Source organism: Terriglobales bacterium, from assembly GCA_035624455.1.
GTDB lineage: Bacteria > Acidobacteriota > Terriglobia > Terriglobales > Acidobacteriaceae > DASPRM01.
Genome location: DASPRM010000074.1, coordinates 18,073 through 44,520, shown reverse-complemented (window position 1 = coordinate 44,520; position 26,448 = coordinate 18,073). Strand labels below are relative to the sequence as shown.

Below are 26,448 nucleotides of genomic sequence, written 5' to 3'. Positions count from 1 at the left end.
GGCTGAAATCATGCCGAACTTGACGGCAAAGGCGCCACCGAAACCGCAACATTCCTCCGCGTACGGCATCTCTACCAGTTCCAGACCGCGGACTCTGGATAGGAGCTTTCGGGGTTCTACTTTTATATGCAATTCGCGTAGCGCGTGGCAGGTTTCGTGCAGCGTCACGCGATGCGGAAATTCCGCTCCAACATCTTCTATGCCTGCGACTTTGACCAGGTATTCGGAGAACTCGAATACCCGTTTGGCCAGAGCAGCCGCGGGCTCACGCAGCGGACTGTCTGCCAGCAGGTCGCGATAGAAATTCCGCACCATAGTAGTGCAGGAGCCTGACGGGCAGACGATAGTCTCTGCATTCTCGAAAATCCGAACAAAACGTTCGGCGATGGGGCGAGCTTCGTCCCAGAATCCGGAATTGAAGGCGGGCTGCCCACAGCAGGTCTGCTCAACCGGAAAGTAAAGATCGCACCCGATTCGGCGAAGCACCTCGACCATGTCGATGCCTACCTGGGGCGCAAGCTGATCGACGAAGCAGGGGATGAACAGGGTAACCTTTGGCATCGAGTCCCCGCTTATACCGCTGATTGGGAGTTACCGCAAGGGAGGCCGACACAGGTAAGTCGCATCACTTCTATTCCCAGGTAACGGCAATCAAATTGACATCACATCTGGTGTTCCAAAACGATCTCCGCGACGGCTTACCATCGTGGAGGTGTCATGGCCACTGTCCCAATCCCTCCGGAGGGCGGCGAATCGTTCCGTATTGTGTTTGACAAAGAGGTTGACGGCCGCTGGTTGGCGGAAATCCCCCAGTTTCCCGGCGTCATGGCATACGGAAAGACTAAGCAAGGCGCCGAGGTGGCAGTCACTGCACTAGCGTTGCGGGTAATTGCCGATCGAACTGAGCAAGTTAGAAAGCCTCCCAAGTCAATCCAATTCTTGTGAGTGAGTGGCCGAGCACCAAGGCGAGCCGGGTATATCGGGCGCTTCTGCGGATTGGATGGCGGCCCAAAACGGAGAAGAAGGGATCTCACGTCCAACTCCAAAAAGAAGGATTTCCCGATTACACCTGGGCCTGGCACGATTCGGAAGGCTGGGGCCGGTGGCACTCAGGAAAATCGGGAAATACACCGGCCTAAAACCGGAAGACCTATAAGGACCCATCTGACGCCAGAAATCATCCTCGTCAAAGCCCTGCTTATACGATCAGTTCCGATTATGCTCGCCCAATAAACTATAAGCTTGCCTTATCGCTAATTCGGCGTATGCTTACCTGCACGCACACATTCTTTCCGGCTCGCTGCCGGAGATGACTCATGGCAATGGAGAGCACAGTCGGACTCATCAGCGCAGGTTTTGCGCGGGTAGGGGTACGACTGCCCCTCGTGGGCCTTCGAGTATCCATTGGAGTCGGCAGCGGATGAGGCCGGAATAGAACAAAGTTTCCCGAGCCATCATTCGCTGAGGATGATGGCTTTTTAATTTGATCGCGGAAATCGATCCCAGGGGTGTCCGGAAATGGCAAACGAAGCGAAGCGGCGAAGCGCTGCCATCACCGAGGGGCCAAACCGGGCGCCTGCCCGGGCCATGTTCAAAGCCGTAGGCTTCACCGATGAAGACCTCCGTCGGCCGATCATCGGCGTGGCCAACACCTGGATCGAGGTGGGACCGTGCAACTACCACCTGCGTGAACTTGGGGCTGCTGTGAAGGAAGGCATACGGCGGGCAGGTGGCACGCCGATGGAGTTCAACACGGTTTCGATCTCCGACGGGATCACTATGGGCAGCGAGGGGATGAAGACTTCGCTGATAAGCCGTGAGGTGATCGCAGACTCGATCGAGTTGGTGGCTCGCGGCAACCTGTTCGATGGACTGGTAGCGCTTTCAGGCTGCGACAAAACGATCCCGGGAACGGTGATGGCGCTGTGCCGCCTGGATATTCCGGGGCTGATGCTCTATGGCGGCTCGATCGCTCCGGGACGATTCCAGGGGCACGATGTTTCCATCCAGGATGTTTTTGAAGCGGTCGGCGCTCACGCTCGTGGGCGCATGACTGATGCCGAGCTCGCTGATCTGGAGAATCACGCCTGTCCCGGGGCCGGCGCCTGCGGCGGACAATTCACAGCCAACACGATGGCGACGGTCTGCGAATTCCTGGGAATCTCGCCGATGGGGGCCAATGACGTTCCCGCCCTCGACGGCCATAAGAAAGATGTAGGGGGGGAAGCGGGAGCGATGGTGATGGAGCTGTTCCGCCGCGATATTCGCCCTTCTCAGATCATCACGCGCGAGGCGATTGAGAACGCCATCGCCAGTGTGGCCGCCAGCGGGGGATCCACCAATGCCGTTCTGCACCTCCTTGCCATTGCGAGCGAACTGGGGATTGAGCTCGATATCGATGACTTCGATCGCATCAGCGCGCGCGTACCCTTGCTGGCCGACCTGAAACCCGGAGGCCGCTTCATGGCTACCGACATGTACCACGCAGGTGGAGCGCGCCTTCTGGCGCAGCGCTTGCAACAGGCCGGGCGGCTCAATGGCGATTGTCTGACAGTCAGCGGAAAGACCATGGCCGCGGAAGCCGACCAGGCAGTAGAAGCGCCGGGGCAAGAAGTGGTCCGTCCGATTTCCAATCCGATCAAGCCGAACGGCGGCCTGGTAATCCTGAAGGGGAACCTGTCGCCCGATGGCTGCGTGATGAAGATCGCCGGGCATGAGATCCAGCATCATCGCGGCCCGGCACGGGTTTTCGACAACGAGGACCTGGCGTTCGCTTCGGTCCAGGCGGGCGAGATCAAGGCTGGCGATGTAGTGGTTATCCGCTACGAAGGCCCGCGCGGTGGTCCGGGAATGCGCGAGATGCTCGCGGTAACAGCGGCGATTACTGGCGCAGGGCTAGGAGAATCTGTAGCTCTGCTCACCGACGGGCGCTTCTCCGGAGCGACCCATGGGTTCATGGCGGGACATGTGGCTCCCGAAGCGGCCTATGGCGGGCCGATTGCCGCCGTCCGCGACGGCGACATCATCGAGATCGATATTCCGACACGAAAATTGCAGGTTGAGCTGAGCGATGCAGAACTGAAGTCGAGGCTGTCCGCTTGGAAGCAGCCTGCACTGCGCTATCCCACCGGAGTCATGGGTAAATACGCAGTGATGGTGTCGTCCGCATCGCACGGCGCCACAACTTCGGATTGGAGTGCGCGTGCCGGGACTGAAACGGTGACAAAAATTCAGCAAGAAGCAGTAGGAAGGTACCGATGATCAAGACAGGTGCGGAAATTGTTTGGGAATGCCTCCTGCGCGAGGGTGTGCGGCATGTATTCGGCTATCCCGGTGGCGCAATCCTGCCAACCTATGATGCGCTGACGAAATATGACATTCACCATGTCCTGGTGCGCCACGAACAGGGCGCGACGCACATGGCCGATGGCTTTGCGCGCGCAGGAGGCGGCGTGGGCGTTGCGATTGCAACTTCCGGCCCTGGCGCCACCAACATGGTTACCGGCATTGCCACGGCAATGCTGGATTCCTCGCCGATCGTCTGCATCACGGGGCAGGTGGGGAGCAAGCTGATTGGCTCCGATGCCTTCCAGGAAACCGACATCACCGGCGTGACCCTGCCGATCACCAAGCACAATTACCTGGTGACACATGCGGAAGACATTGCGCGGACGATCCGCGAAGCGTTCTACATCGCGCAGTCGGGGCGGCCGGGTCCAGTGTTGATCGACATAACGAAAGATGCCCAGCAGGGCAGTTGCAAGTTCGATTGGGAGGCGGCCAAGCCACAGCTGCCCGGGTATCGCCCTGACCTTTCACCCGCCGCCGAGGATTACGAGAAAGCGGTGGCGATGATCAACAGCGCGCAGCGCCCGGTGATCCTGGCTGGCCACGGAGTCATTCTCTCCGGCGCGACTCGTCTGGTGAAGGATTTTGCTGAAAAAGCGCACATCCCCATTGCCATGACCCTGCTGGGAATCGGCGGTGTTCCGGCTGGGCATCCCCTAAACCTCGGCATGATGGGCATGCACGGAGAAGCGTGGGTGAATCACGCGATCCAGGAGGCCGACCTGCTGCTGGCGTTCGGCATGCGCTTCGACGACCGCGTGACCGGCAACCTGAAGACTTATGCGCCCACGGCCAAAAAGATTCACGTAGAGATCGATCCGGCGGAAATCAACAAGAATGTAAAGGTGGACATCGCGTTGCTGGGCGATCTGGGCGAAGTGCTGCAGGAGCTGCTGCCGCGCATTGAAACCCGCGACCGCTCCGAGTGGCTCAGCCACATTCGCGAGCTGAAGGGCGATTCGGCGGTGCGCGACATACAGAACCTGCCAGACAGCGGGCATCTTTACGCAGCGCACGTCATCAACGATCTTTGGCGCGAGACCAAGGGCCGGGCCCTGGTGGTCACCGATGTAGGCCAGCACCAGATGTGGGAAGCGCAGTATTACCACCACGATCAACCGCGATCTTTGATTACCTCGGGTGGACTGGGCACGATGGGATTCGCACTTCCCGCCGCAATCGGAGCCAAGTTCGCGCGGCCCGACGCTGAGGTCTGGGTGGTGGTGGGCGATGGCGGTTTCCAGATGACCATGGCCGAGCTGGCTACGATCGCGCAGGAGAAGATCGACGTCAAAATCGCCATCATCAACAATGGCTTCCTCGGCATGGTGCGCCAGTGGCAGGAATTTTTCTACGAAAAGCGCTACGCCGCCACGCCGCTGTTGAATCCCGACTTCGCGAAACTGGCGGATGCTTACGGCATTCGCTCTTTCACGGTGAGCGAGCGCAAAGACGTGATCCCCACGGTGCAGGAGACTCGGCAGCATCCAGCGGCGGCGCTGATCGACTTCCGCGTGGAGCAGGAAGATTCGGTGTATCCCATGGTGCCGGCGGGAGCCGACCTGCACGCCATGATCCGCCGGCCCGCGCCTATCTGGGAAACAGGATCGGACGAGTAAGAGGACCTATGTTGCATACATTCGTGGTGTACGTAGAAAACAAACCCGGCGTGTTGAACCGCGTGTCGTCCCTGTTCCGCCGACGCGCGTATAACATCGAGTCGCTGACGGTGGGGCACACCGAAAAGGAAGGTGTCTCGCGCATGACCATCGTCGTGGATACCGATGAAGGTGGCGCGTTTCGCCTGCAAGCCAACCTCTATAAGCTGGTGAACGTGCTCTTAGTAGAGGACATCAGCGCGGCCGCTGCGGTGAAGCGCGATCTGGCGATGATCAAGGTGCAGACGACCGGAGAGAATCGCTCGCATATCCTGCAGTTGGCACACGTGTTTCGCGCTCGGGTGGTGGATGTTGCGCCCGAGTCCATCATCGTCGAGATTACCGGCACTGAGGATAAGATCGATGGCCTGCTGGAGGTTCTGCGCCCTTACGGTGTGCTGGAGATGGTGCGCACCGGGAGGGTAGCCATGTCCCGCGGCAGCAAGAATGCGGGGGGCGGCATCAGCGCGACGACTTCCACGGTGTATGAAGACGGCGGCGAGGACGTGGCCTATTCGGTGTAGGGGCGGAGCGCGTCGGTTCCCCAAAATGCGGAACTGCCGATCCCTCCCGACCTACTGGCCGCTCGTGATGACAACCTGAAAATAGCGGGGAATTGAAAGCGGACTGGGTGACCCGCTCAAGCCCTCTTTTAGCTTGAGTGGGGCAGTTAATTCGCTCAGCGTCAAGTTCTGATAATCAAGGAGTCTCCCATGGCAAAGGTTTACCACGATGACGATGCCGACCTTTCTCTGATCCAGAAAAAGAAGGTCGCGATCATCGGTTATGGATCACAGGGGCACGCGCACGCGTTGAACCTGAAAGACAGCGGAGTGGAAGTCCGGGTTGGCCTCGCTCCCAACAGCAGTTCGCGCGCAAAAGCGCAATCGTCAGGCTTGACTGTCAATTCGGTAGCGGACGCAGCGAATTGGGCGGACGCCATTATGATTCTCACCCCTGATACCGGTCAGGCCGAACTCTATCGCACTTCCATCGAGCCGTTTCTTACCGCCGGCAAGATGCTGATGTTTGCGCATGGTTTCAACATCCGCTTTGGCACCATCGTGCCGCCGAAGAATGTGGATGTGGCGATGGTGGCTCCAAAAGCTCCCGGGCATCGAGTCCGCGAGCTGTACCGCGAAGGCGCGGGAACACCGGCGCTGATCGCCATCCATCAGGATGCGACCGGCAAAGCCCGCCCGCTGACGCTTTCGTATGCCAAGGCTTTGGGCACGACCCGTGCCGGAGTGCTCGAGACCACATTTGCCGAGGAAACGGAAACTGATCTGTTCGGGGAGCAAACCGTGCTCTGCGGCGGAGTGAGCGCGCTGATCAAAGCTGCGTTTCAGACGCTGGTCGATGCCGGCTATCAGCCGGAGATCGCTTACTTCGAGTGTTTGCACGAACTCAAGCTGATCGTGGATTTGATCTACCAGGGCGGGCTTAATTACATGCGTTATTCGGTCAGCGACACTGCTGAGCATGGCGACTATACCGGCGGCGCCCGGATCATCACCGATGCCACGCGCCAGGAAATGAAGAAGATGCTGAAGGAGATTCAGGATGGCACCTATGCCAAAAAATGGATCGCCGAGAACGAAGCCGGGCGTCCGTGGTTCAACGCCAAGCGCAAGGAAGAACAGACGGCGCTGATCGAGCAGGTGGGAGCACAACTGCGCGCCATGATGCCTTTCCTCAAGCCGGTAAACGTGACGCCCGAATCGAGCCAGGCGGCGGTGGTGTCGAAGTAAGAATAGGGAACGGCACGACGGAGGGATCTGCAGGTTCCCCAATATCACGTGGGAACGGACGTCCCCGTTCGTTCAGGTCGAGGCGCAGCCTCGACAAGGCGGTCGGGTCTCCATCCTGAGCGCGGACGGGTTACAACGGAACCCGTCAGAGTCGAACGATCTTGCGGTCCGTTTGAATTAATTTCATCGATCTAGATTTCATCGCTCGCTACCGGTGGCGCCATTTGCTCGCGTACGGTCAGCGGCTTGGTGGCTGTGACCCGGTAGAGCTGTACAACACCGAAGGTAAGGATCGCCCCCACCCAGAAGCCAAACTCGCTCATGCGATCGCGACGGGCGTCGGCGAAGCCGTAGCTGCGCAGGTCATCGACGCACTGCCCGGTGAAGATGAAGTCGATGAGCGCAACCCGTCCGCCGGGGCGCAGCACACGAACCATTTCGTTTACGATCTGGCGGCGTTCTTCCGCCGTATCTACCTCGTGCACCACGAAGTTGGACAGAATCAGATCGAAGGAGGAATCCGGAAAAGGCAGCTGGCGGGCATCGCCACGCTTTACCGTAACGCGGTCCGCAACCCCCTCAGCGGTGGCATTTTCCAGAACCGACTCAGGGCGATTTCCGGTGATAGCCTTAGGATCCCAGACATCCACACCCACCACATGGCCGCTGGTTAAACGCCGGGCGGCTCCTACGGTCAGCAGGCCGCGGCCGCAACCCACGTCGAGCACAGCCTCGTCTCCCCGCCAAGGGATGGAATTCAGCAGCTGCTCGCGCAGCTCGAGCTTACCGCTCTTGCTGTAGAAAACCATGTTAATGCTGCTGTAGAGGAAATACAGGCCGACGATCAGCGCTCCCCAGCGAATGTGGACCGTAAAGATCTTGGGGACGAAAGCAGCCACCAGCAGCAGCAGAGCGGCCATGACGAATTGACTGATGATGATGCGCGGGGAATCGATGCCGTAGTCCGGTTTCTGTGACAGGAGCAAGGACAGTTCACCATCTCAGCAACGGTCAGAATATTAACTGGCGGGGACGGGAAGGCAAAGAGGAAGATCGGATTGGGCACTTAGCAGTCAGCAATCAGCAACATAGGGCGACCAAGCTCTTGCATGACGAGAGTAAACGCAAGGTCGTTCGACTGGGGCCTCCGGCCCACCCCAGCAAACCACAAGCGGGTCTGCTGGGGACCCCGGGTGCTCGGCCCTCGCTCACGATGAGACTTCGGAAATCCCCGCCTCAGGCCTATTTTTCTGCCTGATATAAGTACCTGCCGCCTTCGCGCTGCGCATACGTCTCGGCGACTTTGAGAAAGGCCTGCGCCGCGTGAGAGAGGCTGGCACCCTTGCGATACACAAGCCGCAGCCTGCGCTCGAAGGCAAGCTCCGAAACAGCAACCCGCACCAGCTCGCCTCGAGCCACCTCGGCTTCCACACAGATACTGGGCACGAGAGCCACACCATTTCCCATGGCGACGAATTTCTTGATCGCTTCGGTGGTAGGCAGCTCGATATCCATGTGAAGAGGAACTTTTTTGCGTTGGAAGGTCTCCAATACCTTCTCGCGATAGGGAGAATTCACGTGATGGGCAACGAAGTACTCCGATCCGAGCTGTCCGATATGGACTTCTGAGCTGGTCGCCAGCGGATGGTTGGGAGGAACCACGAAGCACAGCTCGTCCCGATAAACCACAATGGACTTCAGCAGCGAATCTTCGGGCTTGAAGGTGAGCACCCCGAGTTCAGCATTGTGGTTCAGCAGGTCGTCGGGAATTTGACTGGCCAGCGAGCGCTGGATCGTCACTTTGATCATGGGAGAAAGACGGCGAAATTCGTTGAGTATCGGCAGCAGGTAAAGGCAGGTGAGCTCGTTGGCGGCGATGGAGAGCTTCCCTTTATTGAGCTGCCGGAGTTCTTCCAGAGCATTGAGCGCCTCGCCCCGCATATTGAGCAGCTTCTCGGCATAGTTCTCCAACACCTTCCCCGAAGCGGTCAGAATCCCTTCCCGGGAGGAGCGGTCAAACAGGGGCTCGCCCAGCTCTTCTTCCAGCTTGCGCACCGCCTGGCTGACCGCGGGCTGGGTGCGGTAAAGCTTCTTGGCGGCGCGGGAGAAGCTGCCTTCGCGGGCTACAGTTAGAAAGGTTTCCAGTTGGAAGAGGTCCATGCTGGTTCCTTGCGAGCCTGTCGGGAATGAAAGAATAGCTTATAGCATAAATCAATGTTATGCTGCATAAATAACTATAAGCTTGCTTTATTAGCCAGAACCGCTAACCTTGAAAATTCAAGGTCTTGCCTCTAGTCCCAAATCAGGAGAGGGGCCCCATGGATCGAGCCCGAGTAACCATCTTCGACACAACCCTACGTGACGGCGAGCAGTCGCCCGGTTGCAGCATGAACCTGCAGGAAAAGCTGGTGATGGCGCGGCAGCTCGAGCGACTCGGAGTGGATGTGATCGAAGCGGGCTTCCCTATCTCCTCCCACGGAGACTTTGAAGCCGTCCAGGCAGTGGCGGAGCAGGTGCGCCGCCCGATCGTCGCCGGTCTGGCACGGGCTACCCATACGGACATCGAGCGCGCCTGGCACGCAGTGAAGTCAGCCGCGCGACCGCGCATTCATGTGTTTTTGGCCACCTCTGATATTCATCTGCACTACAAGCTCAAAATTTCCCGCGAGCACTGCATCCGCCAGGCGGCGGAGGCAGTGCGGATTGCTCATTCGCTGTGCCGCGACGTGGAGTTCTCGCCGGAAGACGCCACCCGGACCGAACTGGAGTTCCTGTGCTCGGTGGCGGAGGCGGTGGCGGAAGCCGGAGCCACAACCATCAATATTCCCGATACGGTGGGCTACACAGTGCCACGGGAGATGGCGCGAATCATTGAGGCGGTAGTAGCGCGCACGCGACGTGAGGATCGCGAAGTGGTCGTCTCCGCTCACTGTCACAACGATCTGGGACTGGCGGTGGCCAACTCAATCGCCGCCGTCGAAGCCGGGGCTAGACAGGTAGAGTGCACCATCAACGGAATCGGAGAGCGCGCTGGCAACGCGTCGCTGGAAGAAATCGTAATGGGGCTGCGAGTGCGGCCGGACATCATGCCTTACGACACTGAAGTTCGAAGCGAAGAATTGTTCCCCACTAGTTGCCTGCTGACCGAGATCACCGGCGTTCCGGTGCAGCCCAATAAGGCCATCGTGGGACGTAATGCTTTTGCGCACGAGGCGGGAATCCATCAGGACGGCGTGATCAAGAACCCGCTCACCTACGAAATCATGACGCCGCAGTCGGTGGGCGTGCCTGAAACCAAGCTGGTGCTGGGAAAGCACTCCGGACGTCATGCGCTGGGGCTGCGCTGCGCCGAACTGGGATACGCGTTTGAGCGTCGCGACCTGGACCACATCTACAAGCGGTTCGTGGAACTGGCGGATCAGGTCAAGGTCGTGGAAGACCGCCATCTGCTCGCGATTATCCAGGAGGAGTTTCCGGCACGAGTGGTCCCGCAGATGAAACCCACATCGGATCCAGGAATGCTGGCACAGCAGCGCGTCGGAAACGCGTAGTCGGTAGGCAACATTTGACTACCTCGCGGATACAGAAACGCGAAATCATTGACTTCGCGCCCGCGAACCGGCACAAGCGTGCCATAGACGAGCTGCGCGGGGCGCTCCTCTCAGGATAACGGCGGATTTCTGATTAACCCCCATGCCTTCCTCTAAAACATCTCCTGGCATGAAGTTGAAAATCGCTATTCTTCCCGGCGATGGGATTGGCCCCGAGGTTACGCGGGAAGCTGTCCGCATCCTGCGCTCGGTAGGAGAAGACCGGGGATACGATTTTCAGCTCACCGAAAGGCTGATTGGAGGCGCGGCGATTAAAGAGACGGGCACTCCGCTGCCGGAATCAACACTCGAGACCTGCCTGAAGAGTGACGCGGTGTTTCTGGGAGCGGTAGGCAGCCCGGAGTTTGACGGTCTTTCTCCCGAGAAACGACCGGAGGCTGGCCTGCTGAACCTTCGCAAGGCACTGGGAGGCTTTGCGAATCTCCGTCCGGCGATCTGCTATGACCCCATTCTGGATTGCTCCCCCCTGAAAGCCGACGTGGTAAAGGGCGCCAATGTCCTGTTCGTGCGCGAATTGCTGGGCGGAATCTATTTTGGCGAGCCGCGCGGCTTCTCAGGCGCAAACCGCGATGCGGCGTATAACACCATGCGCTACTCCGTCGAGGAGATTGAACGAGTAGCGCGGATCGCGTTCGAGGCTGCGCGATCCCGGCGCAAGAAGGTGACCTCGGTGGACAAGGCCAATGTGCTGGAGACCTCGCAACTCTGGCGCCAGGTGGTCACTCTCATTGCCAAGGAATTCCGCGAGGTGCAACTTGAGCACATGTATGTGGATGCTTGCGCCATGAAGCTGGTCACCAACCCCACCAGCTTCGACGTGGTGCTCACCGAGAACCTGTTTGGCGATATTCTTTCGGACGAAGCCGCAGTGATTACAGGATCGCTGGGCATGCTGGCCTCCGCCACGCTCGGCGGCACTGTCGATCTTTATGAGCCGGTACACGGCTCAGCGCCGGACATCGCCGGCAAGGGAATCGCGAATCCCCTGGGCGCGATTGCCACCGCCGCGCTGCTGCTGCGGCATAGCGCCGGACTGGAACAGGAAGCGCGCGATGTGGAAGAGGCCATCCGCCAGGTGCTCGATGCTGGCCACCGCACCGCCGACCTGATGCGAGGCAAGACCAAGTACAAAGCCAATACCAGCGAAATGGGCAGCCTGGTGGAGCACGCCGTTGCCGACATGCTGGACCGGCGACGCGCGTATCATGCGGTGTAAGATTGTGCGCGGGCGAGGACCGCTGCACAAGGAATTCAGTAACTGGTGCGGACAGGAGTATCCGCGCCACACGAAACCAAAGCCACACTAAACCAAAGCCACACTGATATGTCGTCTCCCCGAACATTGTTTGAAAAGCTCTGGGATGAGCATGTAGTCGCGGAGCCGAACGGCCCGCGAACTCTGCTGTACATCGATCTGCAGCTCGTTCATGAAGTCACGTCGCCGCAGGCGTTCGATGGCTTGCGGGAGAATGGGCGCAGGGTACGGCGTCCGGAGCGAACCGTAGCAACAGTGGACCACAATGTTCCCACCACGCCTGGGCATCTTCCCATCCTGGATGAGATTGCCGCGCGTCAGATCGCGGCCCTTCGGGGCAACTGCAAGGAATTCGGAATTCGTTTGTATGACATCGATGCCGACGAGCAGGGCATCGTGCATGTGATCGGGCCAGAGCTAGGGCTGACGCAACCGGGAATGACCATCGTCTGCGGCGACAGCCACACCAGCACGCATGGGGCATTCGGGGCGCTCGCGTTCGGTATAGGTACATCGGAAGTCGAGCACGTGCTGGCGACGCAGTGCCTGCCGCAGAACAAGCCGCGCAAAATGCAGATTCTGGTGAATGGCAGCTTGCCGCAGGGAGTGACGGCGAAAGATCTGGTGCTGGGCATCATCGGGCAGATCGGGACCGATGGCGCCACAGGCTACGCGATCGAATATGCGGGTGAAGCGGTGCGCGCGCTGTCCATGGAAGGCCGGATGACGCTGTGCAACATGAGCATTGAAGCGGGTGCCCGAGCTGGAATGGTAGCTCCTGATGAGATTACGTTCGCTTATCTGAAGGGACGGCGATTTGCGCCGCAGGATGCCCAATGGGACAAGGCGGTGGCACGATGGAAGACTCTGCCTTCGGATCCTGGCGCGCACTATGACCGCGTGGTTAAGATCGATGCCGCCCGCCTGGCGCCGTTCGTCACCTGGGGAACGAATCCGGGAATGGTGGTGCCGGTCACCAGCAGCGTGCCCGATCCCGCGCATGCGGTCAATGAAGCTGACCGATTGGCTGCGCAGCGAGCGCTGGAATACATGGGTCTGTCTGCAGGAACGGCCATCGAAAACATCACTGTCGACCGCGTGTTCATCGGTTCGTGCACCAATTCGCGCTTGGAAGATCTGCGCGCCGCGGCCAAGGTGGTCAAGGGATATCGGGTGAATCCGCAGGTGCGGGCAATGGTGGTGCCGGGCTCGCAAAACGTTAAGAAGCTGGCGGAGCAGGAAGGCCTGGACAGGATTTTTCGCGAAGCCGGATTCGACTGGCGGGAGTCGGGCTGCTCCATGTGTCTAGGGATGAATCCCGATATCCTGCAGCCGGGAGAGCGCTGCGCCTCCACCAGTAATCGCAACTTCGAAGGCCGGCAGGGCCGGGGCGGACGCACGCACCTGGTCAGTCCGATGATGGCCGCCGCTGCCGCCGTCACCGGACACTTTACCGACATTCGCGGCTGGCAATTCCACTGAGGCTCGCTGAGAACCCATGCAACCATTTCGTGTACACAAAGGATTAGCGGTCCCGCTCGACCGTGTGAACGTCGATACCGATCAGATTATTCCCAAGCAGTTTCTCAAACGCATCGAGCGCACCGGCTTCGGAAAGTTTCTTTTTTATGACTGGCGCTATTCACCCGAAGGAAAGCCCAACTCCGATTTCGTGTTGAACCAGCCGCGCTACCAGCGGGCAAGCGTGCTGATTGCGGCCAAGAATTTTGGCTGTGGCTCGTCGCGCGAACATGCTCCCTGGGCACTGGCGGACTACGGCATTCGCGCCATCGTCGCACCTTCGTTTGCGGACATCTTCGCGCACAATTCTTTCAAGAATGGCTTGCTGACAGTAACGCTGCCCGATCCTGAGATCAATAAACTGATGCGGCGCGCAAAGGAAGTGGAAGGTTACCAGGTCACCGTCGATCTCGAAGCCGGCCACGTCTATGACGACATGGGCCTGCATGCGGCATTTGAATTCGATCACCACAAACGCCGCTGCCTGCTGGAAGGATTGGACGAAATCGGCCTTACTCTGGAGCAGGAAGCCGCGATTGCAGCCTACGAGGCGAAGCGCTCTGGAAGGTAGGAGAAATCAATAACCTGAAGCTGCCGAGGGATCTGCGGTTTCGCGGGAAATTGCTGACTGTCATTCTAAGCGAGGGCCGGGCATATCGCGATCCAGGGCCTGAGTCGAAGACCTTGAGTTTCTAGCTAAGAAGAACACGCGGCCTGCCTTGAAAGGGCCGGCTTCAGCCGCGCCGCATAAGCTCCCTCCTATTCCTCATCCCTCGCGGCCTCCAGGCCGCGAGGGATCTGCAGCGCTTAGCCTTGTAAGTGTCAGAACGCAATTTGGCATCCAAAAAGCGGCCCCCGCTAGTCTCCATGGTCACAATACGCATTACCCAGGTGCCCCAGTCAGAGATACACCCCTGTAGCGCCCTGCCGATCAACCCAGTGTGAGGGACCACCTCTCCTCCCCCATGTGCCGACTCCCCCAAGGGGCGGGCCGAAGTACCATCGGCATCCTCGCTGGGGGGAGTATTTGCACAAAATCACTGCCTGCACACTGTCCCTGTTCTTGTCAGTTTTTTGTTTGCCGCTTGCCTGCCCTGGAGCCGATTCGGCTTCGGTGCCTGTCTTCCGGAGAACGGTCGGCGAAGTACACCTGACGCTGGTAGCAACTGACAAACATGGCCGCCCAATCGCCGATTTGCACCCCATCGACTTTGTGCTGACTGACCAAGGTCAGAGGGTCTCGATCGTTCAAGTCCAGCATGCAGCTGATCTGCCGCTGAATTTGGGAGTCGTAGTCGATCTAAGCGATTCCACTCACAAGAATTGGCAGAAGACGCAAGCGGCAGCAGCCCGTCTGCTCGGCAGCTTGATGCGAAACAACGACCGCCTCTTCGTGCTGGCGTTTGATACCCAAATCGAGCTGCAGCGTGAAGTTGACTCGCCCGCCCGTCTGTCTGAAGTCCTGCTGGAGCCAGGGCATGGCGGACAGACCGCGCTCTACGATGCGATTATCGCAGCCTCTCAGGGTTCGACTGAGCGCGATTGCGGGCAACCACGACGCTCGGCGTTAATCGTCTTCAGCGACGGCGAAGATAACCACAGCACACACAACCTGTATGATGCGATTGCAGTCGCGCAGCGCGAAGAGCTCGCGATCTACACCATTGCGATTCACAGTCGCCACTGGAAGTACCCGGGTGATGAAGCACTACGCCTTTTGACTACGCAAAGCGGTGGGCGTGACTTCATAGTTTCCAATGACCAGGAGCTGGAGAGGGCGATCGCAGAAGTCGCTGATGAACTTCGCAACAGTTACGCCATTTTCTACCATGCTCCAAATTCCTTGCCCAATGGACGTTTTCGGACGATTCACCTTCAGCCACTGAACGGCAGTCTGCGGCTGCGCTCACGCGCCGGCTATTACCTTCCGGCGGAGCAGGAGGCGGGAAAGTAAAGCGGGAAGAAAAATTATCGGACGTTGATGAAAAAAATCCGCGCAGAATTTTACGAAGCGTTCCAAATGTGAAGCATTATCGGACACAGTGCGGAATGTTCATTGACATCGAAGCGCGCTGTGCTATCTTGCGAACAAATTCGCTTTGCTTGACTCCAGCCATTTCTGGTTTTCCTCGGGCTCGTGAAACTTAAGGAGAGGAGCCGAAAATGGATTGCTTCAGGCGATTCCGACGTCGCTGTTTGCCACTTCTGGCGGCGATCGGGATCATGACAGGTAGCGCCACAGCGGACAGCATAACCATCACAGATTCGGAGAGCGGGATTCCCGGTCTCACGGTTCCGGCGGGCGTGCAGTTCACAATTCTGGGAGACAGCACCACGAATTATCTGCACTTCACCCTAACCATGAACCAGCGTCCATACACGCCGCAAACGCTGTACACGGATCTGTTTGACGACCACCTGGGGGGCACACTGAGTGACCGCATCGTGTTCTCAGTGATCAGCCCGACCACGGTGGATGTGAAGTTTGCATCGGTTCCGGCCACTCTTGCTGTGCCCTTTGGCGCTTCACCGACAGGCTTATCCGCGGTGGAGCAGTTGAACACGCCGCAACAGGTGGGCGTGGTTTACTACACGGGAGTGACGGATGGAAATTTTCATCTCTGGGTGGTTTCAGAACCTCCCCCCAAGGTTCCTGAACCCACAAGTCTCGTCCTGCTGGGAAGCGGAATCGTCGCGGGCAGTTCGTTGCTGCGCTGGAGAAAACGGCCGAGAAACATCACAGATGTTTCTCGACGCAGCACGAATTAACTAGTTCGCGGGATGAGATGCGGAGAATTGCGCCGGCTTTGACGCGTTCTGCGCGTGAATGAGCTGGAAAGTCGGCGCTCGCTCGTTTGAAAAAGCGAAGAATTGTGATATGTTGCCGGCAATTCTCGCCTTTATTCCAGCCATTCTTGAAGCATCGGCCCCAGGGAAAATGCCTTTCTAGCAAGACCGGCCCCAGTTGAAAAATTCGAGAGAGAAAGAGGAGACGACCATGAAGTTGTTTCGCCACCTCGTGTATTCCCTGCTTCCGCTTGTGGTTGTGGTGGGAACCAGCCTAACCAGCGCGCGAGCGGATAGCATCATCACTCTGGATATAGGTAACGGACCTCCGGCAGTATCGACACTTGACTTTGGCGGCAATCCCACTAATGCGCCAGGATTGCAGATCGTTCAAACTCAAGGCGAGTTCGTTCATTTCACGTTGATTGAGATCAACAATCTGGATGCGGGCACCTTCTGCGCGACCCTCGTGGACAAAGGGGGTGTCAGCGATAAGCTGATTGTGGTTGCTGGCCTGAGTAGCCTGGACGCTTATTTTGGTTCTGGCTCCGCCGCTCTCGCTTTGTTGCCGTCGGTTACTTGCGCACCACCCGACAATCAACACAAGGGTGGAGTTTTCGCAGAGATTGAAGGAACGCTGCAAACCGACCTGATTGACGTGCATTCCTTCAACGTTCCAGGAACAGATGGCGATTATCACTTCGCCATAAAATCGGATGAGCCGGGTCCGGTACCTGAGCCGGCAAGTCTGGCGCTGCTGGGAACAGGAATCGCTGGCTTAGGATTCGCTGTCCGCAGGAAGCTTCACCAGAAGCGGTAAGCGGCTGGTGAACAGAGGGCGATTGGGAACTACCGGGCTCTAAGTGTGTCCAAATCTAGTTGAGGCGAAATCTGAGGGGACGGCGTGTGCCGTCCCTCGTTCGCTTTTGTGGCGGCGGACTCAGCGAAGTAACGCAAGGTCTTTCGACTCGCACGGGGGTCGGCCTACCCTCCCCTCTCAAGATGACAACCCAAAACAAGAGTGATGAGTAATCCCGTCACCATGAGCCTTCCTTTCCTCCCCACCACCAGATCAGGCCCACGGTCGCAGTGTTTTGTTGCTTGGTGAGAACGCCTTGAACGTCGGTGAGGAAGGAAGGCTGATTGGAGAAGTCACGCCGCCATTCGTAACGCATAAGAAATCCATCCGCCATTTTGTATTCGAAGGTGACAGTATTTTCTTTCAGCGCCTGCGTTAGTCCGCTGAAGAGGCCGCCGCGATCAGACATGTACTCGGCTCGGCTAGCAAGCGCGATTCTGGGCGTGAACTGGTATCGGACGTAAGCGGCGCCGCCATCGGTATGAGAAGGAGCCGAGGATTGACCCGGTGCGGCATTTTTCCACAGGCGCTGCACTAAATAGTCTCCCTCAAGAGCTACCGTCAACTTGGGCGTTGCCTGCCAGCTGACGTAGCTGTCGAAGATATGGGTTCGCCCATCGGGTGCGGGGCGGATGGCTTCAAAGCTGAGATCCGGCTGGACCGGAATGGGACTAGTCGGAGGGACTACGGCGCGATCGGGATGATCCTGGCCGAAGTAGTAGTTCAGCGTCCAGGTCACAGTCTTGTGCGGCTTAGCGGTGAAGCCAAAGAGCTGATCCTTGAAGCCATTGGTAGCTTCCACCTGGTTGGTGCCATTCACCACCCAATAATTCAGAGTCAGCCGGTCGCTCACGGGAAAGGCGACGCGCAATCCCATGTGGTAGAAAGGCAGGAAATCGAACCAGTAGGCGCGCGAGTAGTTGATCTGGTCCTTAGTGTAGTTTCCCTCCATGCCAAGCGAGCTTCCCCACTTCCCGAAGTCGACGTTCACACCTTTGCCGATGGGAATAATGTACGTGCCATACGCCTGGAAGATGTTGCGGTAGATCTCCGGCCTGGGTTCGTTGGCAGGATTTCCCTGGAGCGTGTCGGTGGCCTGACCAAATTGCAAGTCCAGGCGCCCACCCCAACGCCGGCCTGCGGCAAGATCGGGAGGGTGATCGAAAATTACGCTGGCCTGATTCAGACTGAACTCATTGCTCAGGACGTCATAAGCGCGCAGCAGGTTTACGCGCCCAACGGGTTGGTTGAAGTTGTAGGCGTAGTAGGTATCGAGGCCGAGATTGATAGTGGTCCCACGAAAGAAGTCCAGCGCCTTGTTAGCGCCGGTTTGTGAGACATTTTGTGGCTGTGTGGCTGAGCTAGTTTCCAGCGCAGCCTGGGAGGGAACGGCCGGCGGCGAGGGAGAGGAGGAAGAGGAGGTCGATTGCAGCTGTCTGACGATGGCCTTCAGCTCTGCAACCTCGGCTTCGAGTCTCTCGATGCGTTCCTGCATGGCTTGCGGGGTCTCGCCGGACGAGGAAGCCTGAGAGGATGCGGTGGTTTGTGCGTGCAAAGACAAAGATGCGGCGCAGGCGCAGATCACGATGAGAGCAGCCCACCGGCGGCTATCGGTTTTAGAGGGGTGCTGCGCGAAGACATTCAGAACGGGATTCATGGGTGCATATCCTTTCCAAGGCTGGTGCATTAAATAAGGTTCTTTTGGGTTTGTGTCGCTTTGGATGAAAGTGGGAATGCCTGTCTATACGGTCTTGATTGGAGAAAGGCAAGTGCCTTTGCGTCGCCCTCGGAAGGGGACATTGTGTCCTGTTCTCGCGCGGGATGAAGCGGATTCGACGGAGCCGTCTTGCTAGTAGGGTTCCCGTTTTTCGTCGGAATGCTGGGCGTCCGTAGGAATTCCGCCCACGTTGGCGATTTCAATGCGCGAACCGCTGCCCTGGGCTTGGACTTTGATCGTTAAAACCTTGTGTCCGGAAGTGAGGACAATTTCTCCGGTTCCTGCATTCTCTCGTTTCACATTCGCCTGAGGATAGCGCTCGCGGTAGAAGTCGAAAACTTTTTGCGGGTCGTCATCGCTGGTGAAGACACCGCTGGCTACGTGCGCTCCGGCCATATTCACCATGGCTCCCTCATCCGCGACCTTGGCCCCGGGATAGATAGGCACTCCCAGACGCGAGGCGATCTCTGCCGGGTCCTTGGAGGTCTGGACGCTGCCGAGGGGCGTCTGAATGTTAGTGCGGCCTTCTCTCTCTTCGATGCGGCTGTGGCGTGCGAATTTGACGGCGATGTAGGTTGCGGCTCCGATGCCGATCACTCCGAACCCGAGAGCGACTGCCAGAATGATAAGCACCAGCTTCAGAGCGCCCCCGCGAGCCGGCGGGCGTTGGACCGCGGCGGGACTGGGCGGAGCGGCCACAGGAGTCGCGCGGGCACCGCACCTGGCACAGGCGGTTGCAGTTGCGTCCATGGGAGCGCCACAGGAGGTACAGAAGGCCATAAAGCACCTCAGAGAGCAGGATAAATCAAATCAGGGAATACCAAGGAATCGGAGGACGTAATGATCCATTTGCGAGTTGCAAAACCGCAAGATCCTTCGACTCGGACTCTGTCTTTATGATCGGTCCTCGCCAAGAATGACAGTGGGGATGAGTGCCAAACAATGTGGTTTCTCACGTGTCCGCGCACAGATACTCAGTGGCCGGGGGCGCCGAAGACGGCGCGGAAGGGATAGTCGGTCATGCTGAGTCCCAACAGCAGGAGCAGCCAGAACAGCCCGGCGAACAGCACGAAGGCATTGAGGCGCGGCGTCTCATACTTGAGGTGCATGAAAAAGAGGAGCACGAGCAGAGCTTTGATTCCGGCGATTGTGAGAGCGATCAGGGTATTGAGTTCTCCCGGCATGGGCACGCGCGAAAGGATAGCGGTGATAATCATCAAAACGATGAGCGACGCACCGACCACGAAGTAGGTTTTCTTCGGCACTATATGTTCAGACATGATGTGCGCAGCTCCTTGCTACCCCGTGTGGGTACGGGCGACCAGGTACAGCATGGGATAGAGGAAAATCCAGACCAAATCAACAAAGTGCCAGTACAGGCCGGAGACCTCGACCGGATTGTGATACTCCGGCGTATAGCCTCCTTTGTATGCCTTATACGCGACAAAAGCTAACAAACCCAGCCCGATGGTGACGTGCAGGGCGTGCAAGCCCGTCATGATGAAGTAGAGAATGAAGAACATCTGCACGTGCTCGGGATCGGCGACATCGTGAAGATGCCACCAGTGGCCGGGAACTGCGCCTTCCACGTAATGCGCGTGATATTCCACCGCCTTGATCCCCAAGAAAGCTGTGCCCAGAAGAACGGTAAATAACAGCAGCAGCGCGGTTATCTTGGATTCGCCGAGTTGAATCGCATGGACCGAGAGAGCCACCAGCAGGCTGCTGATCAACAGGATGGTGGTATTGATGGTCCCCAGCCAAAAGCTCATGTGCTCGCTCCCCGTAGCCCACGCGCCGGGATAGAGATGGCGGTAGATCATGTAAGCGGCAAACAGGCCGCCAAAAAACATGATTTCAGTCACCAGGAAAACCCACATGCCCAGGGTGGAGGATTCCCGCTGCTGCTCCATGTTGGCGAAATGGTGGCGGAGCGCTTCCTCAGCGATGACATGCTCGGGAGCCACGGCGGGACTATCGGCCAACCGGCACCTCCTGCGGCAACTCCTCGTAGTTATAGGCTTCCCAGGTCACAACCGGGGTCTGCTCGAAATTGAAAGTCGGAGGCGGAGATTCCGTCTTCCACTCCAGCCCGGCGGAAGCCCAGGGATTGGGACCTGCCTCTTCGCCATAGCGAAGCGACCAGAAGAGATAAATCAGCGGCATCAGGTAGCCAAGCGCGAGAATGGATGCGCCGGCAGTAGAGAGCACGTTCAGTACCTGAAATTCCGGCGCGTAAGCGTGATAGCGGCGAGGCATTCCGACGTAACCCAGCACGAATTGCGGCAGGAACGTGAGCACAAATCCGAAGAAGACGATCGCAGCCGCAATCTTCCCCCAGATTTCCGGATACATCCGTCCCGTCATCTTTGGCCACCAATAATGGATGCCCGCCAAATAGCCCATCACGGCGCCACCTACCATGATGAAGTGGAAGTGCGCCACAACGAAGTAAGTGTCGGTTACATGGACGTCTATACCGAGCGCAGCGAGAAAAAGTCCGGTCAGGCCGCCCATGGTGAACAGTCCAATGAAGCCGAAGGCGTAGAGCATAGGCGTGTGGTAAGAGACCTGGCCTTTGTACATGGTGGCGGTCCAGTTGAAGACCTTGACCGCGGAGGGGACAGCGACGAAGTAACTCAGTAATGAGAAGACCAGCGCCGCGTACAGGGACATGCCGGCCACGAACATGTGATGCGCCCACACCAGGAAGCCAAAGACCGCAATGGAGATCGAGGAGAGTGCAACAAAGGTGTAGCCAAAAACACGCTTGCGCGAGAAGCAGGTCACTACTTCCGAAATTACCCCCATGCTGGGCAGGATCATGATGTAAACGGCGGGGTGCGAGTAAAACCAGAACAGGTGCTGGAACAGCACCGGATCACCGCCGACCGCGGGATTGAAAATGCCAATATGAAAACCGCGTTCCAGCGCCACCAGCACCAGTGTGATCGCCAGCACCGGGGTGCCAAGCACCTGGATCACCGAGGTTGCATACAAGCTCCAGACGAAAAGTTGCATGCGTCCCCAGGTCAGCCCGGGTGCGCGCATGCGGTGCGTAGTCACGATGAAATTGAGTCCCGTCAGGATGGAGGAAAAGCCATTGACGAATACGGCCAGGCCAGCGAGGAGAACATGGGTATTCGAAAAAGTAGTGCTGAAGGGAGTGTAGAAGGTCCAGCCGGTATCGACGCCACCCGTGAGGATGACGTAGAGGATCATGAAGGCAGAAATGGTGTAGATGTACCAGCTCAGGAGATTAATCCGGGGAAATGCAAGGTCCTTGGCGCCCAGCATCATGGGGATAAAGAAGTTCCCCAGCACAGCGGGAATCGATGGAATCAGGAAGAAGAAGATCATCACGATCCCGTGCATGCTGAACATCTTGTTGTAGGTGTCCGAGGTCATCAGATCACCGGGAGGGGTCAGCAACTCGAGGCGAATCAGGGTGGCAAAGAAACCACCGATGAAGAACATGAGGGTGATCGAGATGAGGTAGAGGATGGCAATGCGTTTGTGGTCCGTGGTCAACAGCCAGGACCGGACGCCATAGCTGGTGGTCAAGTAATTTTCGCGTTCCGGAGCTTCATTGGCGGCCATAACTTATTGCACCTTCTTTGTTCCAGGACGGGGATTCACATCCGGAGGCAGCTTCGCGCCGGGATTCGGGCCTGGTCCGGGCAGCTGGGCAGTGGGTTGAGTAGTTGCCGGCATCCCGGGCCCGGCCTTACCTAGTGACTTGACGTATGCAACTAACGAAAGAAGTTGCTCCTCACTAACAATTCCCTGGAAGGTCGGCATGATGGGCTTAAAGCCGGCGACAACTTTGGCGCCGGGAGAGAGGATGGACTCGCGAACATAGTTGTCGTCGGCGAGGACGGTGCGACCGTCGTCAAGCAGCACGGCCTTGCCGTAGACGCCCTGCAGGTTGGGACCGCGACCCTGAGTGTCCAACCGGTGGCAGGTAGCGCATCCCAGCGAGGCAAACAGTTGCTGCCCTCTCTGGGCCATGGTGCCTTGCGCCGGTCCGCCTCCCAGCCACTGCTCGAACTCGGCCGGATCCATGACCACGATGTCGCCAATCATCGCGGAGTGCGAGGTTCCGCAATACTCAGCACAGAATAGGTGATAGGTTCCGGGCTTGATGGCACGGAACCAGGCGGTGGTGTAACGCCCGGGCAGGACGTCCTGCTTAACGCGAAAGGCCGGAACGTAGAAGCTGTGGATCACGTCCTGGGAAACCATGGTGAGGCGGATGTCGCGGCCCACGGGGACGTGCAACTGATCGATTTCACGCACGCCTTCCGGGTGCTCGAACTTCCACATCCATTGTTTGGCCACGGTGTAGATCTCCATGGCGTTGGCTGGAGGCTTGGATTCAGCGACGTAGATCGTGGCTCCCCAGAGGAACATCAGCATGAAAGCGCCCAGAGGGAGGATCGACCAGGTAGCTTCGAGCGCGTGTGAACCTTCAATCTGCGTCGCCTTGCCACCGGGCCTCTGCCGATACTGAATGGCAAAGACGAAGATCAGGACGAAGACCCCGATAGCGGCGCAGCCCGTCACCACCAGCATGAAGATGAAGAAGGCATCGACACGTCCGGCCATGGAGGAAGCGCGTTCCGGCCACAGCGGAATGTTCTGGAACATGGTTAGGCGCTGCCTCCTTTGCGGCCCAGCGGAGTGCGGCTGGACTGCGGCTCCAGTCGGAACATAACAATGAGTAATCCTCCGAGAATAAGGATGGTGAGCAGCCCTGCCACCTGCATCACGCGCGAGATGATGGCGCCGTATTTTCCCGTGCGGGGATCGTAGTGATAGCAGTAGAGCAGCACCTGATCCACAACCGTGCCGATGCGATTCTCAGAGGCCTGAATCAGGCCGAAGCGCAGATCTTTGGGCGCATATTCGACGCCATAAAAGTATTTTGAGATTTTGCCTCCCGGCGTTACGACCATGATGGCGGCAGCGTGAGCGAATTGTTTGGATTCTTCGTCCCAGGCGTAGTTGAATCCAGTGGCGCGAGTGAGGGCATCGATGGATTCTTTGGATCCAGTCAAGAAATGCCAGCCTTGTTCGGCGCCGGCACGGCCATAGCGCTCGACAAACACGCGCTTCTTGCTGCGGGCAAGGTCAGGAGTTTCGCGGGGGTCAAAGCTCACCGTCACGACATCGAACTCTTTGCCGACGTCGAACTTCAAAACCGAAAAGACGCTCGCCATGCCATTCAGCACTTCTCCGCAGAGCATGGGACAGTTGTAATAAACCAGGCTGAGGACTACCGGCCTGCTCCCGAAAAATTGGGATAGGGGGACATCGTGTCCGGTCTCGTCGTGAAAAACCAGATCGAGCGGGAGTTGTGCATCGAGATGTTGCTCGATGCCAACCTGCTTGAGGATGGTTGGAGGCGGGGAAGCGGTGCCGCGCGGTCCGCCGCTCATACCCTGCGCCAGCACGATGCAGGAGAAAGAGAGCACAACTGCGATCGTGGCGGCGAGAGCGATTCTGGCCACAGGACCACGACTCGTTTTGTGCCTACCGAACAACTTCATGCTTCCCTTCTGCTGCCGGCGAATGGCGGCAGGGATTTTGTTAATTCCGAACCTCGGGCCAGTAACCGCCGCCAGCGCCGGCGTTATTCTCGATCCCGCTGCCGAATTCGGCCGGAGGCTGCGCCTTCGGCTGCGGTCTTGTTGGCAATCCTTGTTGCGCAATCTGGTCCATAGCGCGCTCGATGGGAATGTGAGCAACGCCGTTCTTCTGATCCACCCAACCGTAGCTGCTGAGCTGGGCCTCGTTGGCGGCCAGAGTTCTACGGCTTTCCGCGGCCTCGCTTTTCTCCAGGCGAGGCTCGGGAAACCTGAGAGCGGGATCGCCTTTGCGCGGCTCCTGAGGCATCGCGGTCAGCGGCGGAGGAGCATTTTCGGCCCGCTCCCGGTTCACAAAGTTGCTGAGAAATGCTAGAACGCCCCAGGCCACCAGAACCATCGCAAAGGTCATGAGCCCCAGCCCCGCGACAAAACCCACCAGGGTGCGCGTCCCGAGGTCGCGAGATTCATATTGCGTGTCGGAATGCTGGATCTGCTCAAAGTGCAGATCGCGCTCTTCGTCGTGCGGGTGATTACTCATGATGATGTTCCTCGGCTTCAGCCAGAGCGATTTCGGTGCGCGGATCATGCAGCGCGATCACCGGCCGGCTCTTCAGATTGAAAGCGAAGAAGGCGACCCACAGAGACACCATAGCTATGGGAACGACGGCGTCCTGCCAGCCGTAATGCCAATGATCGGGATAATGGGCAGGAGCGATGTTCCAGTAGAGATCCACGTAGCGCATGAAAAACAACCACGTGGCCACCAGCGCCAGCTTGCGTGGCGACTGTTTCAGCCCGCTGGACAGGAGAATGGCAAAGGGAACGCAGAAGTGAAAGACCGCCAGAAAAACGGCGACGTTTTCCCATCCGCCGCGCAAGCGGAGGAGGTACCAGTGAATCTCTTCCGGCAGGTTGCCGGCCCAGCTGATCAGCCACTGAGAGAAGTTCATGTAGCCCCAAAGCATGACGAAGGTAAACATGAGTTTGCCCATGTCATGAAATTCATTGCGCGAGAGTAGAGGCTGAACAGGCGTGTACTCCACCATGTACCGCGACACTATGGCGCACAGGCATAACGCGGTGAGGCCCTGACCCACGACTACGGCAAGTGCATAGATGGTGGAGTTCCAGCCCGGCAGCAATGACATCACCCAATCAATGGAGGCGAAGGTCATGGTGCCGAAATAAAGGATGACGCCAATGGCGCTGACTGCCGCCAGCTTGTCCAGATAGCGGGTCTCGTGAGGCTTGTCCTGGTCGGCTGACCAGCGGTTGAGAACCAGAATCAGCGTCCACCAGACCGCAAAATAAATGATGGCGCGAATCGTGAACCCACCCAGGTTGAGCCAGCGTTCATGAATCTCCTGAAGATGATGATCCTCAGCCGGGATGGAGCGTGCCCACGCATATAGGACCTTGGCGCCGAACAGAATGGGCAAAAAGTAAATCGTGACCAGCGGAATCGTGCGCGTGGCCGCTTCCAGGATGCGGCGAATCGGAACGCCCCAACGGCCTCCAGTCACGTGCCAAAGCATTAGGAACCCCAGAGGGCCCAGCGTCAACCCGAGACAGAGCATGAATCCGATCATCCAGGAGCGCAGCGTCGCCGCCGGCGTGATTGCAAAACCAATGACGGTCAGAATCGCGAAGACGATCCCTATCGTGAGCGCCCGCCGATAGAGGATCTGCACGAACGGCGGCGCAGCGAAATCAAGCTGACGCGTCTGGAGGGTGGCACTCACGGCTGCTTCCCTTCCACGCCGGAAGCGGCGTCTGCCCCTGCACCCTCGCCCGTCGGCGCAGGCATCGCGGTTCCCGCGGGAACCGCGGAGGCCGGAGCATGCTGGCTCAGTTGCAGCGCCCGGATATAAGCCGCAATAGCCCAGCGATCACGAGGAGCCACCTGGGCGGAGTAGTCCGGCATGGCGCCGAAGCCGTTGGTCATCACGTCGTAGAAGTGGCCGATAGGAGCGTTTAGCAACTTGGGATCGTAATAAGAAGGCGGACGGCGATAACCGCGCTGCACGATGATTCCGTTGCCATCTCCCACGCGAGAGTGGCAAGGCGAGCAGTAGATGTTGAAACGTTCTTGTCCTCGATCCAGCACTTCACGGGTCACCGCGAAAGGCATCTCGGTGCCCGGGTCCTTGCCAACCATTCCGGTATAGAAATAGGTATCGTCGCGCAGTTCACCGCGCGCTACCGTTCCGGGGACCAGTGGCCGGGAGCCACGGCCATCGGCAAAAAAGTCGCTCTGGCGCAAGGGAGTCACCTTGGGCTGAATCTGCATGTCGAGACGGCACCCCGCCAGAACCAGCACTAAGAGGACCGGGAGCACCACGATGCGGCC

General features: G+C 58.4%; 25 protein-coding genes. 12 read left to right on the top strand and 13 right to left on the bottom strand.

What is annotated here, in order from left to right; genetic code table 11:
* The coding region (locus VEG30_07930; GenBank protein ID HXZ79842.1) for a (Fe-S)-binding protein at positions 1-561 on the bottom strand (561 nt) is incomplete at its 3' end.
* Positions 562-717: 156 nt separating this feature from the next.
* Between VEG30_07930 and VEG30_07925 the strand changes: the two genes are divergently transcribed.
* The 5 genes from VEG30_07925 to ilvC all read left to right on the top strand — a co-directional run bounded on the left by VEG30_07925 (position 718) and on the right by ilvC (position 6,757).
* Positions 718-945 carry a type II toxin-antitoxin system HicB family antitoxin gene (locus tag VEG30_07925; protein ID HXZ79841.1) on the top strand — a complete coding sequence of 76 codons (228 nt, stop codon included), beginning with the start codon at positions 718-720 and terminating at the stop codon, positions 943-945.
* A gap of 573 nt (positions 946-1,518) precedes the next feature.
* The gene (gene ilvD / locus VEG30_07920) at positions 1,519-3,261 is read left to right on the top strand and encodes a dihydroxy-acid dehydratase (GenBank protein HXZ79840.1); all 1,743 of its coding nucleotides are present in this window, start codon (positions 1,519-1,521) and stop codon (positions 3,259-3,261) included.
* On the top strand, positions 3,258-4,967 hold the full coding sequence (ilvB, locus tag VEG30_07915; protein HXZ79839.1) for a biosynthetic-type acetolactate synthase large subunit: 1,710 nt from the start codon (positions 3,258-3,260) through the stop codon (positions 4,965-4,967). The genes ilvD and ilvB overlap by 4 nt, the downstream gene beginning before the upstream one ends.
* An 8-nt stretch (positions 4,968-4,975) precedes the next feature.
* The gene (gene ilvN, locus VEG30_07910) at positions 4,976-5,530 is read left to right on the top strand and encodes an acetolactate synthase small subunit (protein ID HXZ79838.1); all 555 of its coding nucleotides are present in this window, start codon (positions 4,976-4,978) and stop codon (positions 5,528-5,530) included.
* 189 nt (positions 5,531-5,719) lie between these two features.
* Positions 5,720-6,757 (top strand): ketol-acid reductoisomerase, encoded by a 1,038-nt coding sequence (gene ilvC, locus VEG30_07905; GenBank protein ID HXZ79837.1) that lies wholly within the window; start codon positions 5,720-5,722, stop codon positions 6,755-6,757.
* A 191-nt stretch (positions 6,758-6,948) separates the two neighbouring features.
* Here the strand turns inward: ilvC and VEG30_07900 are convergent, their stop codons facing one another.
* Complete coding sequence (locus VEG30_07900; GenBank protein HXZ79836.1) at positions 6,949-7,743, bottom strand: class I SAM-dependent methyltransferase; 795 nt, start codon at positions 7,741-7,743, stop codon at positions 6,949-6,951.
* A gap of 256 nt (positions 7,744-7,999) precedes the next feature.
* On the bottom strand, positions 8,000-8,917 hold the full coding sequence (locus VEG30_07895) for a LysR family transcriptional regulator (protein ID HXZ79835.1): 918 nt from the start codon (positions 8,915-8,917) through the stop codon (positions 8,000-8,002).
* A gap of 158 nt (positions 8,918-9,075) precedes the next feature.
* Between VEG30_07895 and VEG30_07890 the strand changes: the two genes are divergently transcribed.
* The 7 genes from VEG30_07890 (at position 9,076) to VEG30_07860 (ending at position 16,751) form a co-directional block, all read left to right on the top strand.
* Positions 9,076-10,308, top strand: coding sequence for a 2-isopropylmalate synthase (locus tag VEG30_07890; GenBank protein HXZ79834.1), 1,233 nt, complete (start codon positions 9,076-9,078; stop codon positions 10,306-10,308).
* 169 nt (positions 10,309-10,477) lie between these two features.
* Positions 10,478-11,584, top strand: coding sequence for a 3-isopropylmalate dehydrogenase (gene leuB, locus VEG30_07885; protein ID HXZ79833.1), 1,107 nt, complete (start codon positions 10,478-10,480; stop codon positions 11,582-11,584).
* Between the two features lie 108 nt (positions 11,585-11,692).
* Positions 11,693-13,105 (top strand): 3-isopropylmalate dehydratase large subunit, encoded by a 1,413-nt coding sequence (gene leuC / locus VEG30_07880; protein HXZ79832.1) that lies wholly within the window; start codon positions 11,693-11,695, stop codon positions 13,103-13,105.
* Positions 13,106-13,121: 16 nt separating this feature from the next.
* On the top strand, positions 13,122-13,715 hold the full coding sequence (gene leuD / locus VEG30_07875; GenBank protein ID HXZ79831.1) for a 3-isopropylmalate dehydratase small subunit: 594 nt from the start codon (positions 13,122-13,124) through the stop codon (positions 13,713-13,715).
* A gap of 543 nt (positions 13,716-14,258) precedes the next feature.
* Complete coding sequence (locus tag VEG30_07870) at positions 14,259-15,098, top strand: VWA domain-containing protein (protein ID HXZ79830.1); 840 nt, start codon at positions 14,259-14,261, stop codon at positions 15,096-15,098.
* Between the two features lie 269 nt (positions 15,099-15,367).
* Positions 15,368-15,913, top strand: a complete 546-nt coding sequence (locus tag VEG30_07865) for a PEP-CTERM sorting domain-containing protein (GenBank protein ID HXZ79829.1) — start codon at positions 15,368-15,370, stop codon at positions 15,911-15,913.
* A 229-nt stretch (positions 15,914-16,142) separates the two neighbouring features.
* Positions 16,143-16,751, top strand: a complete 609-nt coding sequence (locus VEG30_07860) for a PEP-CTERM sorting domain-containing protein (protein HXZ79828.1) — start codon at positions 16,143-16,145, stop codon at positions 16,749-16,751.
* Between the two features lie 217 nt (positions 16,752-16,968).
* Here VEG30_07860 and VEG30_07855 read toward each other — a convergent pair whose 3' ends face one another.
* From VEG30_07855 to VEG30_07810, 10 genes are all read right to left on the bottom strand, one after another.
* On the bottom strand, positions 16,969-18,447 hold the full coding sequence (locus VEG30_07855) for a porin (GenBank protein HXZ79827.1): 1,479 nt from the start codon (positions 18,445-18,447) through the stop codon (positions 16,969-16,971).
* A 192-nt stretch (positions 18,448-18,639) separates the two neighbouring features.
* Positions 18,640-19,287, bottom strand: coding sequence for a zinc ribbon domain-containing protein (locus tag VEG30_07850; GenBank protein ID HXZ79826.1), 648 nt, complete (start codon positions 19,285-19,287; stop codon positions 18,640-18,642).
* Positions 19,288-19,481: 194 nt separating this feature from the next.
* Entirely contained in the window at positions 19,482-19,787 is a 306-nt protein-coding gene (locus VEG30_07845) for a cytochrome C oxidase subunit IV family protein (protein HXZ79825.1), read from the bottom strand.
* Between the two features lie 18 nt (positions 19,788-19,805).
* The gene (locus VEG30_07840) at positions 19,806-20,492 is read right to left on the bottom strand and encodes a cytochrome c oxidase subunit 3 family protein (protein HXZ79824.1); all 687 of its coding nucleotides are present in this window, start codon (positions 20,490-20,492) and stop codon (positions 19,806-19,808) included.
* Complete coding sequence (locus VEG30_07835) at positions 20,482-22,107, bottom strand: cbb3-type cytochrome c oxidase subunit I (GenBank protein ID HXZ79823.1); 1,626 nt, start codon at positions 22,105-22,107, stop codon at positions 20,482-20,484. Before VEG30_07835 ends, VEG30_07840 begins: the two co-directional genes overlap by 11 nt.
* Positions 22,108-22,110: 3 nt before the next feature.
* A complete protein-coding gene (coxB, locus tag VEG30_07830) occupies positions 22,111-23,157 on the bottom strand; it encodes a cytochrome c oxidase subunit II (GenBank protein ID HXZ79822.1) in 1,047 nt (348 codons plus the stop codon).
* A 2-nt stretch (positions 23,158-23,159) separates the two neighbouring features.
* On the bottom strand, positions 23,160-24,059 hold the full coding sequence (locus VEG30_07825; GenBank protein ID HXZ79821.1) for an SCO family protein: 900 nt from the start codon (positions 24,057-24,059) through the stop codon (positions 23,160-23,162).
* 40 nt (positions 24,060-24,099) lie between these two features.
* The gene (locus VEG30_07820) at positions 24,100-24,636 is read right to left on the bottom strand and encodes a hypothetical protein (GenBank protein HXZ79820.1); all 537 of its coding nucleotides are present in this window, start codon (positions 24,634-24,636) and stop codon (positions 24,100-24,102) included.
* Complete coding sequence (locus VEG30_07815; protein ID HXZ79819.1) at positions 24,629-25,840, bottom strand: hypothetical protein; 1,212 nt, start codon at positions 25,838-25,840, stop codon at positions 24,629-24,631. Before VEG30_07815 ends, VEG30_07820 begins: the two co-directional genes overlap by 8 nt.
* Complete coding sequence (locus tag VEG30_07810) at positions 25,837-26,439, bottom strand: cytochrome c (protein HXZ79818.1); 603 nt, start codon at positions 26,437-26,439, stop codon at positions 25,837-25,839. Before VEG30_07810 ends, VEG30_07815 begins: the two co-directional genes overlap by 4 nt.
* Positions 26,440-26,448: the final 9 nt, after the last annotated feature.

What these genes read in the sequence shown, in the direction of transcription:
- ilvD (HXZ79840.1), top strand. Translation starts at nt 1,519, where the DNA reads ATGGCAAACGAAGCGAAGCGGCGAAGCGCTGCCATCACCGAGGGGCCA.
- VEG30_07850 (HXZ79826.1), bottom strand. Translation starts at nt 19,287, where the DNA reads ATGGCCTTCTGTACCTCCTGTGGCGCTCCCATGGACGCAACTGCAACC.
- VEG30_07825 (HXZ79821.1), bottom strand. Translation starts at nt 24,059, where the DNA reads ATGAAGTTGTTCGGTAGGCACAAAACGAGTCGTGGTCCTGTGGCCAGA.
- VEG30_07925 (HXZ79841.1), top strand. Translation starts at nt 718, where the DNA reads ATGGCCACTGTCCCAATCCCTCCGGAGGGCGGCGAATCGTTCCGTATT.
- VEG30_07835 (HXZ79823.1), bottom strand. Translation starts at nt 22,107, where the DNA reads ATGGCCGCCAATGAAGCTCCGGAACGCGAAAATTACTTGACCACCAGC.
- VEG30_07820 (HXZ79820.1), bottom strand. Translation starts at nt 24,636, where the DNA reads ATGAGTAATCACCCGCACGACGAAGAGCGCGATCTGCACTTTGAGCAG.
- VEG30_07855 (HXZ79827.1), bottom strand. Translation starts at nt 18,447, where the DNA reads ATGAATCCCGTTCTGAATGTCTTCGCGCAGCACCCCTCTAAAACCGAT.
- VEG30_07845 (HXZ79825.1), bottom strand. Translation starts at nt 19,787, where the DNA reads ATGTCTGAACATATAGTGCCGAAGAAAACCTACTTCGTGGTCGGTGCG.
- VEG30_07860 (HXZ79828.1), top strand. Translation starts at nt 16,143, where the DNA reads ATGAAGTTGTTTCGCCACCTCGTGTATTCCCTGCTTCCGCTTGTGGTT.
- leuB (HXZ79833.1), top strand. Translation starts at nt 10,478, where the DNA reads ATGAAGTTGAAAATCGCTATTCTTCCCGGCGATGGGATTGGCCCCGAG.
- leuC (HXZ79832.1), top strand. Translation starts at nt 11,693, where the DNA reads ATGTCGTCTCCCCGAACATTGTTTGAAAAGCTCTGGGATGAGCATGTA.
- ilvN (HXZ79838.1), top strand. Translation starts at nt 4,976, where the DNA reads ATGTTGCATACATTCGTGGTGTACGTAGAAAACAAACCCGGCGTGTTG.
- coxB (HXZ79822.1), bottom strand. Translation starts at nt 23,157, where the DNA reads ATGTTCCAGAACATTCCGCTGTGGCCGGAACGCGCTTCCTCCATGGCC.
- ilvC (HXZ79837.1), top strand. Translation starts at nt 5,720, where the DNA reads ATGGCAAAGGTTTACCACGATGACGATGCCGACCTTTCTCTGATCCAG.
- ilvB (HXZ79839.1), top strand. Translation starts at nt 3,258, where the DNA reads ATGATCAAGACAGGTGCGGAAATTGTTTGGGAATGCCTCCTGCGCGAG.
- VEG30_07890 (HXZ79834.1), top strand. Translation starts at nt 9,076, where the DNA reads ATGGATCGAGCCCGAGTAACCATCTTCGACACAACCCTACGTGACGGC.
- leuD (HXZ79831.1), top strand. Translation starts at nt 13,122, where the DNA reads ATGCAACCATTTCGTGTACACAAAGGATTAGCGGTCCCGCTCGACCGT.
- VEG30_07865 (HXZ79829.1), top strand. Translation starts at nt 15,368, where the DNA reads ATGACAGGTAGCGCCACAGCGGACAGCATAACCATCACAGATTCGGAG.
- VEG30_07895 (HXZ79835.1), bottom strand. Translation starts at nt 8,917, where the DNA reads ATGGACCTCTTCCAACTGGAAACCTTTCTAACTGTAGCCCGCGAAGGC.